Origin of the sequence: Algoriphagus jejuensis (assembly GCF_039523455.1) — a bacterium.
In the GTDB taxonomy this organism is placed as follows: Bacteria; Bacteroidota; Bacteroidia; order Cytophagales; family Cyclobacteriaceae; genus Algoriphagus; species Algoriphagus jejuensis.
The window spans coordinates 14,553-29,188 of the sequence record NZ_BAAAFI010000035.1 but is presented as its reverse complement, the minus strand read 5'-3'; the positions used below and the strand labels follow the sequence as shown (position 1 = coordinate 29,188).

Genomic DNA, 14,636 nt, shown 5'->3' with positions numbered 1-14,636 from the left:
GACAATCGTTGGGGACTTCTCTACCTACCCGAGCAAAAGCCTCCGCGACTTTATCTACGAAAGTAATCAAGGCCTGCATGCGAACTTTGTCTGCACCTTGGCAGAATCGCTTGAGGTTCTTTCTTGCTAGCGTGCGAGACCAAGTTTGTGCCATTTCGAATCAAAGGAGGTTTGGTTCTGTATGATCTTTTGATCAGGCAAGTACAACTTAGGTCATGAGGGTAATCTTCCGTCTATGAACTTTCGACAGTTCACTGGTGAGATTTCTTGGGAAAAATTCCTCCCACACTCGCCGGGACAGGCTCCCTCCTTTTTCATTTTAAATCCTGATTCGGGATAAATCCGAAATCTAAAGAGTAGACCATTCAACGCTTCCATCAGTCAATTCACTTTTTCACACCTAACCACGGATCATTTACAAATCTGTTTTTTAGTTTAAGTCGGAAAGTTCGATATCTTGATTCCAGCGTATTTCTACTTGTTACTCATTCACGCATCTCTGCGACTGAACCATGCCTACGGCCTTTCCCCGCACCAAAATACGTTCATCCCCAAGGCTGCAAACACCTCTGCTTTAAGTTTAGCGGCGTGAATTGCAGAGGCTTGATCTACGGCGTAGGCCACCTGAATATGGTTGGCCTTGTGCTTGCCCATCATCTGATCCCGGGTGATTCCCGGCAGCACCGCGTGCATGATCGGCCAGGCTGGAGTCGTTGCGTCCCAGCGTCTTTTCGTTTCTGCCTCTGGCAGGAAGACCGCTTCGCCTACTCCCAAATCAGCGCAAAGCTGGTCATTTTCTATATAAACTCGACTCCATACGATTGGCCCCGGTTTGGAAACTCCCTTCAAACTACCTCCCCCTTTTTGGAAATACATCGGCGGCTGTCGGTCGCTTTCGGCACCGGCATATCCTCCGATAAAGTGCTCCGGCGGAGCTGCACCTGAGATCAAAAAGACCCAGACAAACTCTTCTTTTCCATTCAGGGAAAAGTTCTCTCCCCAACGGATGTCATGAAGTGTATTTTCCGGAGAAAGCCCGAGTTTCTCCCAAAGCTGCGTGGTAATCAGCGCGTCAATTCCAGCACATTCATCCACCTCGTTGAAGTGAGGCATGGACTTGCCTGCGAAAAGCTCTCTTCCGTCCTGACTGAATGCCGGCGGTCGATTGACATTATTAAGAAGACCTTCAACCAAATCACTGGCGGCAACGAGATCCTTCAGACCTTGCTGGTATTGAATACCAATCGTCTCGCAGCCAAATTCATCGGCAATTCGAAGCGCTGCGATGTACATCTTGCACTGCTCCAGCGTTTGCTGCTTAGTCAATTCAGTCTCCGGGTTTGTCCCCCAGTTGAATTTCATGCCTTTCGCCAGCAACCAAGTCAGTATTTCCTCAGCTTCGGAATCAGTGACTTTGAGCATTTCGGCATAGAGCGAAGATTGGCTCAGACGCTCTTTGAACAGCCCAAGTGCATTCAACAATTTATCAGGCACGATGGCATTGAACATGCCCATGCAGCCTTCGTCAAAGACGCCCATGATCGCTTTTTTCCGCTGGAAATCCGCGGCGAAAGCGTTTGCCTCCGCCTTCACTGCCGTATCCACAGCAATAGATCCGAAAGGTACCACATGGGACTCGTCGTGAGTGATCACGCCATTGTTCAGCCATTCTTCCAATTTTCCCACGAAAAAATCATCCTCAAAATCAACGCTCCAAAGCGTGCTATACGCTACACCAGCCTTAGTCAAAGAACCATTGAGGTTGAGCAAACCGACCAACCCTGAGGACGAACCGTCAAAATTGGCCAGGGTGAGAATCGGCCCTTTGTGCGTAGTCAAGCCCGGAAGTACGTGGTGGGAATACTGCCAAACGCTCTCCGCCACGATGATCGGAGCCTGAGGGTCGAGGTTGCGAAAAACCTCCAGCCCCATCTTTTGAGAGTCAATAAATCCATGCTGCTTCACCGGATCGACTGGGTGACCGCGGTGGATTTCGAAACCCAGCTTATGCAGCGCAGTGGCCAATTTAGCTTCCATGGCTTCCTGATATTTCCAGCCCACGCGGTTGGAGGAGAGGCGAAGGTCGCCGCTAGCCACCACTTGTATCGTTCTGTTTGCAGTCATGTGTGTTTGGATTTTTGCCGATAAATCAAGCAAAGATGAGCATTTACGGGGTAGCCGATTTATCTGTTTTTAGCAAAAAACTATACGATCTTATCATGAATTTTTCGCGTAGCATAGTCCATCGGTGCAGGATTGGCAGTATTCAATTCAAATCAATTCCCGCTATGAAGCCGCATTTTCACAAAGTTCCCATCGGACTGGCCCACTCCTTTGCGATCCGACATGACCGAAAACCCAATTTCGGTACGCTGTGGCACTATCATCCGGAATTGGAGTTGCATTTCATCATCAAAGGTCAAGGCATCCAATACATTGGCGAGACAGTCAGCGGATTTTCGGACGGGGATTTGATACTCTTGGGCGAAAACCTTCCCCACTCTTGGAGATGCAGTCAGGAATATTTCCAAGGTAACCCCGATGTGCAGGCCGAAGCGGTGGTGCTACATTTTTCTCCCAACTGTCTGGGCAAAAACTTCTTGGAACTCCCCGAGGCACAGCCCATCCCGATCCTTTTTGAAAAAGCTAAAAAAGGCCTAAAAATCTCCGGAGAAACCAAAGAAAAAATCAGCCGCCTGCTGGATGCACTCCTTGAAGCCGCACAGCTGGACAGGCTGATTTACCTCCTTCAGATTCTTAATATCCTTGCGGAATCCCAGGATATCGAAACCATTTCACCCGGCTATTCATTTAGTCATCTTCACAACCTCTCGGAAATGGAACGCCTGGAAAAAATCTATTCCTATGTGATGGAGCATTTCCGGGAAAACATCACGCTGGTACAGATGGCCTCCATTGCCAACCTCAGTGTCACGAGCTTTTGCCGGTATTTCAAAAAGATGACCAATAAGTCTTTCTTCGAGTTTTTAATCGAAGTGAGGATTTCGAACGTATGTAGGCGAATTCTCGAAGATCGCCTTCCCCTGGAAACTATCAGTTCGGAATATGGCTTTCAAAACGTCAGTAGTTTTTACCGCCACTTCAAAAAAGTCACCGGAATGACGCCACATGTCTACAAAAAAAGCATCGCTACCGGTCTGAAGATTACGCGTAGAAGCAAGGCAGTTCAACTACACCACAGGTGATCGGATTGATCTTCTCATCTTAGGCTTCTCCGCGGTCAATCAAATTAGCTCTCTCAAAGACGGAGAGCCGCGGAGAAATCTAAGTCCAGCGTCTGGAGAAGCATGACAATCCCATCCTCACGTCAACAAAAAACTCCGGAAACAATCGCCCCGGAGTCTGGTAATTTAATGAAGCGAGGCATCAAAGACGGCTGCGCTACTTTGTATTTGGCACTTGGTACTCGATACCTCGAACTTACTTGATATTCAACTGATAAACAGCATCCAAAGTATCGTTAGACTCGATATTTACACCCAAATCCTTGATAACGCCAGAACCTACACCATACACCCAACCGTGGATTGTGAGTTCGGCGTTATTGCGCCAAGCTCCCTGCACGATAGATGTTTTCGCCAAGTCGTGTACCTGCTCGATCACGTTCAGTTCTACAAATCGGTTGAAGCGTTCAGCTTCGTCTTTGATTTCGTTCAGTTCCGCATGATGAAAGCGATAGACATCCTTGATGTGTCTGATCCAGTTGTCGATCAGCCCGATCGCATCCTGACCCATGGCGGCTTTCACCCCCCCGCAGCCATAATGTCCGCAGACGATGATATGCTTCACTTTCAATACATTCACTGCATAATCAAGCACGCTGAGCATATTCATGTCTGAGTGGATGACCATGTTGGCGATGTTTCTGTGAACAAACACCTCGCCTGGCTGGGCGCCTATGATTTCGTTGGCAGGCACCCGGCTATCGGCGCATCCGATCCAAAGCAACGGTGGTTGCTGACCGTTGGCCAATCTTTGGAAATACTCAGGGTCCATATCCAGCTTAGTGGCAACCCATTTTTTGTTATTGTCTAGTAGACTTTTGTAGAAAGAATCGTTCATTTTATTTGAGTTTTTAGTGTGAAGAACCGGGGGCATTGACGCCGAAATAGGCACTGTAACTTTCCAGATTTTCCTCCGCCCCTTTGTTTGTAATTAGTTTGATGCGAATGTTCCGCTCTTTTGCTTTAGAAGTAAAATCGTCCAAAATCTCGATCACGTCGTAGTTCATCCGGATGGTCTTTCGGACATCCAATTCCAGAAAAGTCCCATCGGGAAGATTACTCAGCTCACGCAAAATAGCCCCTTTGTTGAGAAAAGACAGTTCCTCGGCTAAGGTCATCGTCACGTGGCTATCCGAGCTGGAATTCTTTTCGACATGCAAGAAATGTGAGTTTTTATAATTTTCGATCAAAATCATAATCACAGCAACGACCATCCCCATTGAAATCCCTACCAAGATATCGGTAAAAACCACTCCGAGCACCGTCACGATGAACGGCAGAAACTGAGCCTTGCCTAATCGGTACATGGACTTGAACATGGCCGGATTGGCAAGTTTAAACCCAACCATCAGCAGAACCGCTGCCAAGACCGCCAATGGGATTTTATTCAGCAATGCAGGAATCAAGATCACTGCCAAGAGCAGAAACAACCCATGGAAAATGGTCGACAACTTGGTTTTCCCGCCGGACATCACATTGGCAGAGGATCGGACGATCACCTGCGTAACCGGAATACCACCGATCAAACCAGAAAGGATATTTCCGGTTCCTTGGGCCAAAAGCTCCCGGTTGGTCGGAGTGACTCGCTTATCCGGATCGATCTTGTCGGCCGCTTCCACGGAGAGCAAAGTCTCCAAACTCGCCACTACCGCCAGAGTAAACGCGACAGTCCAGACTTCGAGGTTCGTAATAGCTCCGAAATTCGGCAAGGTAAACTGCCCGATAAACCCGTCTAAGTTTTGTGGAATTGGTACATTAACCAAGTGAGAAGCCCCGATATAGAGGTAAGAGTCTTGAGGAACAACGCTGGTGAAGATCAAACCCACCACTACAGCCACCAAGGGACCGGGGATCAACTTGAATATCTGGTGTTTTTTAGATAGCACCTTGTCCCACAAGATCAGAATGAAAAGAGAAAAAATGGATAATACTATTGCGCCAGGCGTCACTGAATCCCACAAAGAAGTCAACGCCGAGAAGGTGGTTTCTCCATCGGCCTGCACAAAGTTTTCGTCACCTTCGAAATCAGTATCATGCCCGAAAGCATGGGGAATCTGCTTGAGGACAATGATAATCCCGATCGCAGCAAGCATTCCTTTGATCACTGCGCTGGGAAAATAATAGCCGATCACTCCTGCTTTCAAAACACCCAATACAATCTGGATAGCTCCCGCCAGAATCACTGCCAACAGGAAATTCTCAAAACTCCCCAGTGTGCCGATGGCAGTCAATACAATCACCGCCAACCCAGCCGCTGGTCCGCTCACTCCCAGGGCAGAACCACTCAGAGACCCGACCACCACACCGCCGATGATTCCAGCAATCAGTCCAGAAAACAGCGGAGCTCCGCTGGCCAAGGCAATGCCCAGGCAAAGTGGCAGTGCCACAAAAAACACTACAATGCTCGCCGACAAATCTTTGCCGACATGCTTGAATAAAGATGTCATACTTTGAATTTTGAATGAGAATGTTAGCTCAGAAAAGGCTTCTGAAACCGGATACTAAGATATAACCGGGAAAAAATTGGGCGGCGGGACATGGATCTCCTGCACATAGCTGGAGAATCCGCCGGAATTCTCATTGAAATAGGAAGTAAAAAATTTTTCCCGAAAAGGATTTTGGAGTAAAAACGCGGATCGGATGAAATCACTTTTCTTAAGCACCTCTTCCTCAAGCAACTGCTGCATGCCGACATTCTCTACCTGTTCCTCTGCATTCAACAAAATGAGGCTATAGCTCGTGCAGGCAACCAAATGGATTGCCATAGAAAAACTTAATAAAATCAGGATTTTCTTCACGTAATGATGCTCTTCTGAGAAATGGTTTTTCGAGAAGCCTCGAGTTCATTGACAATGTACCCAAACCCAAGTTGACAAAAATAGTTTCAAATATTCAAATATCGCGGAAGTTTTCCACTGACGGCTAACTTTTCTTTAATCGAAATCTCTGCAAGTAGCCCGACCTTAAGTGTCAAATTGAGGGCTAACTATTTCGGAAAAAAATCTGAAATCAGACGTTTTCGATCTTGCTGCTCGGAAGAAAACCAGATAGCTGTTTTCTAAAACTTAGCGATTTCACGATCCATCCAACTTGTTCTCTCACCCAAAAATCTCTTGAGATCAACGATCGATTGGTCGTAATTCACTCCGATACCTTTGTCCCATTTGGCGTAATTTCTTGACACCGCACCATTTTGCTGAAGATAGTTGACCGTAGTGTCCACCAGTGTGTTTAATTGGCCAGTAGAGAGAAAAGTCAAGCGGAGCGATGTCCAACGATTCTTCACCGCGGATTTAAACTCCGGATCTTCCATCAACCTACTCCACCAAAAGGGGACCTGCCAGGGATCAGTTGGTGCGTACTCATTATAGTTGACCACCCAGTCATTCATGGGTATCCGGCCTCCCTCATCAAATCCAATATTCATGTCCCAAATCGGCCCCATAGCCAGCTTTCCATCTCTGTCTTTTTCGAGATAAGTGCTAATCCGATAGGCATCTACATTCCTGGTTAGCTCCGAGAGGATGAAATAATCCACAAAAGAGCCGATGTCGATAAACTCGGTATAAGTTCGCTCACCCAAGTTGAAATCATCCTCCAACAGCGCTGACTCAAAGCGCTCGACAAAGGCTGCTATATACTCTTTCTGTGCTGGGGTGATGTCTTCAGCTTTTGGGTATTCGTAGGTAAAATATGTCTCCAGATATTGCTGTGGATGAAATGGATCTCCAAAGGCTGGGAATTGCAACGGATTTCCAAAGACATCAAACTCACTGCGGAAGCTGTTTTGAAACGTATATGCTGCATCGTCAGACCAATTGTTCAGGAAATAAGAAATAGGTTTCCCATCGTGCTCAGGCCCCGCATCTGATTTGTCAATCTTTAGAATATATCCACCACTCAGATTGGTCGAACTTGAATTCAGCGATTTGATGTCGATCCGCTCGGAACTACGCTTCAGCTTTTCGCAGAAATAGTAAAGTCCCAAATACTCCCCATTAACCTCCATCTCCACAAATTTCCCACGGCTGGCATACTTCCCAATACTATTTGAAATCTCGTAGCCGACAAAATTGTAAATCAGACTGTGGTCCCAGATGAATTTTTCCTGAATGTTGACCACATGTCCGATCAGCCGCCAGTCCTCCTCCTCCGGTAGCCCGAAAAAAGAAACATCCACACCTTCCCCGGATGCATCGATGCTCTCAAAATTAAACCCCTTTTTATCCGAAAGACGAAAAGAAGTCTTGCCTCTGAACTCTATATCGATGGGTTGTTCTTGGATAAGTTTTTTCTCGATATAAATCTTGAGCTGAGCAGAGACTCCAGGCTCGTACGGGATCCCAGCTCCCCTGCTATCTATCACCAAATAGGGAATCTCGCTGTCATCGGTATCGATTGCAAAGACTTGCCCATCGTCTCCTTTGGGAATCGGCTGCTCAACTGGCTCTTCGCAAGAGACAAAAAATACCGACGAAGCAGTCCAAAGAAATATGAGCGCGATGGGGTTCAAGAACCTCTTTTTCATAAATTTTATTTTGTCCAAAAGTAAATCTTTTTCGCAGGAGACATTGGACTCAATCAGCGCTCCAGTCAGAATAGTCTAATGCCAAAAAGCGTTGTCGCCGATTCGTGTAGGTTTTCGGCTCGGCTTTTATTAGCTTTTTACACCGTAAACCCAATCCTATGAAATCGTCCCTGACTTTGATTTTTGCGTTGATCTTCGGCCTACACACCATAGGCTTTTCTCAGGAGAAACCCCTTCGAATCTTAATGATCGGTGCCCATCCGGACGATTGCGACATCAAAGCGGGAGGAACAGCGGCACTGTTTGTCGCACTGGGGCATGAGGTTAAATTTCTCTCCGTTACCAATGGCGATGCCGGCCACATGGAGATGGGCGGCGGTATGCTCGCCAAGCGGCGCTATGAGGAAACTCAGGAAGTGGCCAGACGGCTTGGAGTGACTTATGACGTCTTAGACAACCACGACGGGGAACTACTCCCTACCTTGGAAATCCGCCTCGACATCATTCGCAAAATCCGCGAATGGGATGCTGACGTAGTCCTTGCTCCCCGCTCCAACGACTACCACCCTGACCATCGCTACACCGGGATTTTGGTGCAGGATGCGGCATTTATGGTTGGGGTTCCCAACATCGCCGCAGATACTCCTCCCCTTCGCAAAAACCCGGTTTTCCTCTACTACCAGGATCATTTCCAGAAACCCAATCCTTTTGAGCCAGATATTGCAATCGACATCAGCTCGGTGATTGACAAAAAAATTGAGGCTTTGGATGCGCATGTTTCGCAGTTTTACGAATGGCTCCCTTGGATCTCCAATGACTCCGACCCGATCCCTTCGGGAAAAGAAGAACGCAAAGCCTGGCTCAAATCGAAGCGAACTTCTGCTCCGAATCCTGCTGTAGTCAAAGCATTGGAAGAATGGTATGGGGCCAAAAAAGCTGGCAATGTCCAATATGCTGAGGCTTTCGAAATCTGCGAGTACGGAACACAGCCGGACAAAGAAGAACTGAAGCGCCTCTTTCCGATGCTGAAATAGGCAAGCCTAATCTCTAGAAATCCCGCTTTTTGAATACGCTCATCGCCGCATAGTTTGGGACAAGGATCCAGATCGCCAAGGTGCCGATGGCTAGGATTGTCCCCAAATTACCGGAAAAGAATTGCTTAAAGAACGCTCCGGTATAGCCCATCAACGCGGATATATCCAACTGCAAAAGCATCAATATCCTCCCCAGATCGACCGGATTGAGCATGACCATGGCGAGCGTTGCTTTCTCTAAAGGATAGTCTGCAAAGGTGTAAATGATATACAGCACCAGCCCATCGTAAACCAGAGAGAAGAAAATCCACAGTGCTAGACTGATTCCTATCGCCTTGGCTTTGTCCCGGGTGAGCACACTTGCCAAAAAGGCAAACCCGGTAAATACCGCACTCAGGATAATCCCCACCACCAGCAACATGATCAAACTACTGTCTGCACCCCAAAGCACCATCGGCAATCCGAAACCCAGGATAATCGATAGGCTCAGCATGCAGACCACCGCCAACAGTTGGCTAAAAAAGACCTGCGAGCGACGCACCGGCTGCGCAAGCATCAGTTCGATAAACTCGAGGTTATTGTAGAAATGTGTCGTGGCAAAGACCGCCGAGATCAGGGGCACGATCATGATCAGGATGTTCATCAAACTCAGGGAGACTTTGCTCATATCCTCGGTCACCTGGTAAGTCGAGATCGCCACCAAGGCGAGAAACACGGTGTAGATGAGGGCAAATCTGGACTTGAGAATGTCGTACAGGGCATATTTTAAAAGCTTTCGCATGGGTCAGACAAGTATCGGTTGACGTTTGTTTAGTGTCCATTGCATCAGCTTGGCAATGGCGGGAGAAAATTTGTCTTCGCTTGTGAGATCCTTCAGGCTGTCGATAGAGTCATCGAAAAACACCTTTCCCTCGAAAATATAGACGGCGTGGTTGGTGAGTTCTTCCAGATCGCTCAGTATATGCGAAGTGATCAGGATAAGCTTTTTTGCAGCTCGCTCTTTGGCAATTTTAGATTTCAGGATTTCGGTGGCTATCGGATCAAGACCCGCAGTCGGCTCATCCAGAATCAGGATCTCGGGATGAAACAGAAACGCCAATGCAGCACTGACTTTTTGCACCGTGCCGCCGGAAAGCGTACTCATTGCTTTTTGGTTGATTTTCTCCAATTCAAAAGCCTCCACCAGATCCAAATCGTAGTCTTTCACCTGGGGTCTCATGTCTTTCATCATCGAGAAAAGCTGTCCAACTTTGATGTTCTGTGGGTATCGACCGATCTGAGGCATGTAGCCGATGTGCTTGCGATAGGTGTCATTTCCCTGAATAGACTGGCTTTTGATTTGAATATCTCCTTTGTCGGGCAAGACCATTCCAAGGATGGATTTGATCAACGTGGTCTTGCCACTGCCATTTGGCCCCATGATGGCGTAGCTGTTGCCGGCAGAGAAAACAAGGTCAAAATTCTTCAGCACTTCTTGTTTGCCGAAACTCTTCGATAGGGAATTAACCGAAATCATAAGGTCGCATTTTAGGGGACGAATCAATCATCTGATCAGGGGTCATGGTCGGTAGGATCTTCTCCATCCTATCCAGCAGGGTCACCATAAAACTCCTCCAGAGAATCATTGCAGCTGGAATTTTTTCGACGATCACGCTGAACAGGTTGATTGGACGATACGGCACATCGCCTATCTTATCCTTGTCCAGATCGTAGCCTTCGTATTTATCCCAATAGTTATTCTTGAGCGTATTCAACACCACAGAGCCATTGGAGCTCATGTCGAAGGTATTTTGGGAAAAGTTATTTCCGGAAAATGTATTTTGGTCACAGCTCGCCATGAGCTTCAGTGCCCAGCCATTTTCGCTAAAGGAATTGCCGGTAAACTTGATTCGACTGCTGCCTTCCATGTAGATACCGACGGAGTTTTTGAGAAAAATATTGCCAACGACTTCACTATCGCTGATGTCCTTCAGCAGGATACCGTAGGAGCTCGGCCCCCAGTTTTCCTCAAATCGATTTTCTTTCATCAAAACATTTTTGGTATACATCACCGCGACACCGGCTCCGTTGTTTCGGAAAGTATTTCGGATGTAGCTGTTGTCGTGGGCAAACATAAAGTGCAAGCCATAGCGCATGTTCTTTTCCACAAAATTTCCCTTCGCTTGCGTGTGCGTCACAAACTCCAGGTAAATCCCGTCCCGATGTCCTGAGACTTCGTTGTTGCCGATGAAAGAGTTCTCGCATTTCCAGAGGTGTATTCCATTGCCAACATCAAACTCCCGCACGGCGTCCGTATGGATTTTATTGTCGATGATGGTCATGCCGGAAGAATTGGAAAAATGCAGTCCAAAAAACGCGTTCTCCAAGATGTTGTCTTTGACGACACAGTTTTTAGAATCAAAAAACTTGATCGCCGCTGAGTCATCCAGATTAGACTTCCCCGTGTTGGCAATCTTCAATCCTTGAATGGTGACATTTTCTGCGGCAATCAACAACACGTTACCTTCTTTATTCCCATCCAACACGGGATACCTTTCCCCCAATAGTACGAGCGGCTTACGGATCACAATCCCTGATTCAAGATAGGTGCCCGAGGCGATAGTTAGCGTATCTCCGGGCGCTGCTCGATCTACGGCAGCTTGGATAGACTCGCCGGGAGAGACCCGGATGACCTCGGCCAAGACCAATGCTGACCCACTTAGAATCAACATAAAAACAGATAAAATCAGATAGACATGTTTCATTTTAACTTGTATCAAAGGGACTCGGATCAGCTATTTGAACTGCGTAGTCAATTCCCCCCAAGCGAGAAATATCCCTCCACTGTTTTTCTTATGCTCTTGCAAAATTTTATAGTCTCCAAAGGCAACGATTTCGCTGGCCATGGGAGTTCTGAATTCGGGCGACTTGAGATAGTAAGCAACATTGGCATCCAAGAGCGTTCCTGAATTGAGATAGTCGGTGACCAATACATGCTTGAACGATTGCGACTCACCTTCCTCAGAATCCATGTACATCAACATGCAATTCACATCGTCGAAGACATAAACCTTTCCTTTCTCTGTCACCAACTCCGCCCCGAACTTGGGATCCATCAGTGTCATCTTACAATGGTAGCATCCTTCCTGTCCGTAGGCGATTGGCCTTGGATCTGCGGAACAAGAAGCCAAAATCAACAGGATTGAAAGGATAGTCAGATAACGATTCATTTTATTTCTATTTGTAGGGTGACGGGGATTGGGATCGGTTACTCAGGCGATCATTGACGATGGCTGCAAGTAACAGTACCACGCCTCCGATCAAGAGCCAGCTTCCGATATCAGGGCCAGAATAGGCTAGGAAATTCAGGAGTTCTTTGTAGCCAATCAATGGCGGCTGATAGCTCATTCCTTCTACTTTGATCGCCGCCTTGGGATCGAGGTGGTGGCCATAGTCATAGCCCCAGAGATACATATCCACCAGCACGGCAATCCCAAACAGGGACATAAGTCCCAAGAAACCATACAAGCTCCAGCGCCGTCCAATCAAAAACGCAATCACTCCAAGTGCAACCAAAGCGCCCACCACATAGACCAAATAGGTAAACTCGGGAAACATTTCATTGCTGATATATTTCATACCGATGTAGTGATTGACTCCGTTGATTTGGTCTACATTGCCGCTGAGACGATCTATCCAGATTTTCATACTGAGGCCTTCGGGATACTGGGGAGCCCAGAGATTGATTTGCCAAAGGGGAGTAAAAAAAGCCGGAATGATAAGCAAAGCGGAAAAAAGAATCAGGATCCTGTTTATAAGACTGAGCTTTTTCATCTTCGAGAGGGTAAATACCATCGGCTCTACGAGGAGCCGATGGAAGGATTCGGGTAATTATTCAACTTCTCCAGTAGAGAACTTCAAAGGTTGATTGCTTCCTTTGGGTGACACTCTGAGGTAGCCTTGCATTTCTTGGTGCAATGCAGAGCAGAAATCCGTGCAGTAGAAAGGAAAAATTCCAACACGATCCGGCACCCACTTCAGGGTGGATGTTTCTCCCGGCATGATCAAGAGCTCAGCGGTATTGGCGCCTTTGATAGCGAATCCGTGGGGCACATCCCAGTCTTGCTCCAGGTTGGTCACGTGGAAATATACCTCGTCGCCAACATGAACGCCTTCGATATTATCCGGTCTGAAATTAGATCGGATGGAGGTCAGATAGACGTGGACTTCATTTCCTTTTCGCTCCACTCGCGCATCCTTCACTCCTTTGAGTGCATAAGGGCTCTGATTTTTCTCGATGGGGTAAAATTTTACCTGACGGTCTTTGATCAAGCTGGCAGGAAAAGCCTCCGCATAGTGCGGCTCACCAATCGTCGGAAAGTCCAATAGTAGCTGCATCTTATCTCCGGAGATATCATACAATTGCGCAGAGTGGGCCAACTCTGGACCGGTAGGCAAGTAACGATCTTTGGTGATCTTGTTGTAGGCGACCATATACTTGCCGTGCGGTTTTCCGGTAGGACCGCCCGGCACGCTGAGGTGTCCGACAGAATAATAGGTTGGAACTCGATCTACCACTTCCAGCGTCTCCACATTCCATTTCACAATCTCAGAGGATACAAACATGGAGGTGTAGGCAAAACCACGGTTGTCAAACTCAGTGTGCAATGGACCAAGTCCCGGCTTCACTACTTCACCGTGAAGTACAGACTCGTACTTCAGTACCGGCATGCCATTGACTTCTCCTTCGAAATCCTTGTTTTCGATTGCAGCCAGCATTTTGGTGAAAGAAAATACCGGAATGATCGCGGCCAACTTACCGCTACCGACGATGTATTCACCCGTCGGATCTGTATCCGTACCGTGAGGAGACTTGGGACATGGAATGAAATACACGATGTCCTTCAGTACCGCGGGATCCAGCGTCAAAACCTCATTAACCGTTGTTGAAGTGGCTGAGTGTGTTTCTTCATTCCATTTGTTGTGAACATACTTGGCCGGTTTCATGACTCCTTTGCCTGCATTGATGTATTCCTCGGCTTTTTTCCAATTGACTGCCATGATGAAGTCTTTGTCTTTTTGCGAAGCATTTACTTCCAAAAGCGTATGAGCCATCTCAGTATTGTATGTGGAGAAAAAGAACCAACCGTGAGATTTGTTTTTCCCGGCACGGGCCAAATCAAAATTGAACGGCGGAGCTTCCAGCTGGAAAGACAGGTTCATCTCTCCCGATTCCGGATTTACGCCGATAAAAGAGATATACCCTTTAAAATTATCCTTGTAGGAATCAATTGAGACATCTGAATTTTCCCCCACGGGGATCGAAAATCGGGTTCCCGCCACTACATACTCGGTATTTTGAGTGATGAAGGGAGAGGAGTGATTACCTGCAGAATTGGGGATTTCGAGGATCTCCACCGTTTTGAAAGAGTTCAAATCGATACGGGCGATCCTCGGCGTGTTGTTGCCGTTGGCAAAAGCCCATCGCGCATCGTGCTCGGCATTGGTAGTCGAGATGGCGATGTGGTGCAGATCATCCCATGGCACAAATCCCTGCGAGGTATTAAGCATTGGCTTGGACTCTTCCGAATACCCCCAACCATTTTCAGGATTCACCGAAAATACCGGCAAAACCTTCAAGACTCTGCCAGATGGCAGTCCGACCACAGAAATCTGCCCATTGAATCCACCCGACACGATATTGTAAAACTCATCGTGGTTGCCGGGCGCGACGTAAACCTTGGCTGCCGCATCGCCCACGATCGCACTTTGTGCGCCTTTGGGCTTACAACTGGACGCTAGTGCGACGGAGATCAAGCCACACGCTACTAGCCAAACCTGCTTTTTCAT

General features: G+C 47.5%; 13 protein-coding genes. 2 read left to right on the top strand and 11 right to left on the bottom strand.

Features of this window, described 5'->3' with window-relative positions:
* Nucleotides 1-516: 516 nt before the first annotated feature.
* On the bottom strand, nucleotides 517-2,124 hold the full coding sequence (locus tag ABD031_RS14425) for a fucose isomerase (protein ID WP_343852680.1): 1,608 nt from the start codon (nucleotides 2,122-2,124) through the stop codon (nucleotides 517-519).
* 164 nt (nucleotides 2,125-2,288) lie between these two features.
* Between ABD031_RS14425 and ABD031_RS14420 the strand changes: the two genes are divergently transcribed.
* Complete coding sequence (locus tag ABD031_RS14420; RefSeq protein WP_343852678.1) at nucleotides 2,289-3,206, top strand: AraC family transcriptional regulator; 918 nt, start codon at nucleotides 2,289-2,291, stop codon at nucleotides 3,204-3,206.
* A 235-nt stretch (nucleotides 3,207-3,441) separates the two neighbouring features.
* Here the strand turns inward: ABD031_RS14420 and can are convergent, their stop codons facing one another.
* From can to ABD031_RS14400, 4 genes are all read right to left on the bottom strand, one after another.
* The gene (gene can, locus ABD031_RS14415; RefSeq protein WP_343852676.1) at nucleotides 3,442-4,083 is read right to left on the bottom strand and encodes a carbonate dehydratase; all 642 of its coding nucleotides are present in this window, start codon (nucleotides 4,081-4,083) and stop codon (nucleotides 3,442-3,444) included.
* A 13-nt stretch (nucleotides 4,084-4,096) separates the two neighbouring features.
* The gene (locus ABD031_RS14410) at nucleotides 4,097-5,692 is read right to left on the bottom strand and encodes a SulP family inorganic anion transporter (protein WP_343852674.1); all 1,596 of its coding nucleotides are present in this window, start codon (nucleotides 5,690-5,692) and stop codon (nucleotides 4,097-4,099) included.
* 54 nt (nucleotides 5,693-5,746) lie between these two features.
* Nucleotides 5,747-6,010, bottom strand: a complete 264-nt coding sequence (locus ABD031_RS14405) for a hypothetical protein (protein ID WP_343852672.1) — start codon at nucleotides 6,008-6,010, stop codon at nucleotides 5,747-5,749.
* Between the two features lie 293 nt (nucleotides 6,011-6,303).
* Complete coding sequence (locus tag ABD031_RS14400) at nucleotides 6,304-7,773, bottom strand: CotH kinase family protein (RefSeq protein ID WP_343852670.1); 1,470 nt, start codon at nucleotides 7,771-7,773, stop codon at nucleotides 6,304-6,306.
* Nucleotides 7,774-7,931: 158 nt separating this feature from the next.
* Between ABD031_RS14400 and ABD031_RS14395 the strand changes: the two genes are divergently transcribed.
* Nucleotides 7,932-8,807 carry a PIG-L deacetylase family protein gene (locus ABD031_RS14395; protein WP_343852668.1) on the top strand — a complete coding sequence of 292 codons (876 nt, stop codon included), beginning with the start codon at nucleotides 7,932-7,934 and terminating at the stop codon, nucleotides 8,805-8,807.
* A 13-nt stretch (nucleotides 8,808-8,820) separates the two neighbouring features.
* Here the strand turns inward: ABD031_RS14395 and ABD031_RS14390 are convergent, their stop codons facing one another.
* From ABD031_RS14390 to nosZ, 6 genes are read right to left on the bottom strand one after another with little or no spacing between them, the layout of a single operon-like run.
* Nucleotides 8,821-9,588 (bottom strand): ABC transporter permease, encoded by a 768-nt coding sequence (locus tag ABD031_RS14390; RefSeq protein WP_343852666.1) that lies wholly within the window; start codon nucleotides 9,586-9,588, stop codon nucleotides 8,821-8,823.
* 3 nt (nucleotides 9,589-9,591) lie between these two features.
* Nucleotides 9,592-10,323 (bottom strand): ABC transporter ATP-binding protein, encoded by a 732-nt coding sequence (locus ABD031_RS14385; protein WP_343852664.1) that lies wholly within the window; start codon nucleotides 10,321-10,323, stop codon nucleotides 9,592-9,594.
* Nucleotides 10,310-11,551, bottom strand: a complete 1,242-nt coding sequence (locus ABD031_RS14380) for a nitrous oxide reductase family maturation protein NosD (RefSeq protein ID WP_343852662.1) — start codon at nucleotides 11,549-11,551, stop codon at nucleotides 10,310-10,312. Before ABD031_RS14380 ends, ABD031_RS14385 begins: the two co-directional genes overlap by 14 nt.
* 30 nt (nucleotides 11,552-11,581) lie before the next feature.
* Nucleotides 11,582-12,016, bottom strand: a complete 435-nt coding sequence (locus ABD031_RS14375) for a nitrous oxide reductase accessory protein NosL (protein WP_343852660.1) — start codon at nucleotides 12,014-12,016, stop codon at nucleotides 11,582-11,584.
* A gap of 7 nt (nucleotides 12,017-12,023) precedes the next feature.
* Nucleotides 12,024-12,620, bottom strand: a complete 597-nt coding sequence (locus tag ABD031_RS14370) for a hypothetical protein (RefSeq protein WP_343852658.1) — start codon at nucleotides 12,618-12,620, stop codon at nucleotides 12,024-12,026.
* A 57-nt stretch (nucleotides 12,621-12,677) separates the two neighbouring features.
* The gene (nosZ, locus tag ABD031_RS14365) at nucleotides 12,678-14,636 is read right to left on the bottom strand and encodes a Sec-dependent nitrous-oxide reductase (protein WP_343852656.1); all 1,959 of its coding nucleotides are present in this window, start codon (nucleotides 14,634-14,636) and stop codon (nucleotides 12,678-12,680) included.

What these genes read in the sequence shown, in the direction of transcription:
- ABD031_RS14425 (WP_343852680.1), bottom strand. Translation starts at nt 2,124, where the DNA reads ATGACTGCAAACAGAACGATACAAGTGGTGGCTAGCGGCGACCTTCGC.
- ABD031_RS14420 (WP_343852678.1), top strand. Translation starts at nt 2,289, where the DNA reads ATGAAGCCGCATTTTCACAAAGTTCCCATCGGACTGGCCCACTCCTTT.
- can (WP_343852676.1), bottom strand. Translation starts at nt 4,083, where the DNA reads ATGAACGATTCTTTCTACAAAAGTCTACTAGACAATAACAAAAAATGG.
- ABD031_RS14410 (WP_343852674.1), bottom strand. Translation starts at nt 5,692, where the DNA reads ATGACATCTTTATTCAAGCATGTCGGCAAAGATTTGTCGGCGAGCATT.
- ABD031_RS14405 (WP_343852672.1), bottom strand. Translation starts at nt 6,010, where the DNA reads ATGGCAATCCATTTGGTTGCCTGCACGAGCTATAGCCTCATTTTGTTG.
- ABD031_RS14400 (WP_343852670.1), bottom strand. Translation starts at nt 7,773, where the DNA reads ATGAAAAAGAGGTTCTTGAACCCCATCGCGCTCATATTTCTTTGGACT.
- ABD031_RS14395 (WP_343852668.1), top strand. Translation starts at nt 7,932, where the DNA reads ATGAAATCGTCCCTGACTTTGATTTTTGCGTTGATCTTCGGCCTACAC.
- ABD031_RS14390 (WP_343852666.1), bottom strand. Translation starts at nt 9,588, where the DNA reads ATGCGAAAGCTTTTAAAATATGCCCTGTACGACATTCTCAAGTCCAGA.
- ABD031_RS14385 (WP_343852664.1), bottom strand. Translation starts at nt 10,323, where the DNA reads ATGATTTCGGTTAATTCCCTATCGAAGAGTTTCGGCAAACAAGAAGTG.
- ABD031_RS14380 (WP_343852662.1), bottom strand. Translation starts at nt 11,551, where the DNA reads ATGAAACATGTCTATCTGATTTTATCTGTTTTTATGTTGATTCTAAGT.
- ABD031_RS14375 (WP_343852660.1), bottom strand. Translation starts at nt 12,016, where the DNA reads ATGAATCGTTATCTGACTATCCTTTCAATCCTGTTGATTTTGGCTTCT.
- ABD031_RS14370 (WP_343852658.1), bottom strand. Translation starts at nt 12,620, where the DNA reads ATGAAAAAGCTCAGTCTTATAAACAGGATCCTGATTCTTTTTTCCGCT.
- nosZ (WP_343852656.1), bottom strand. Translation starts at nt 14,636, where the DNA reads ATGAAAAAGCAGGTTTGGCTAGTAGCGTGTGGCTTGATCTCCGTCGCA.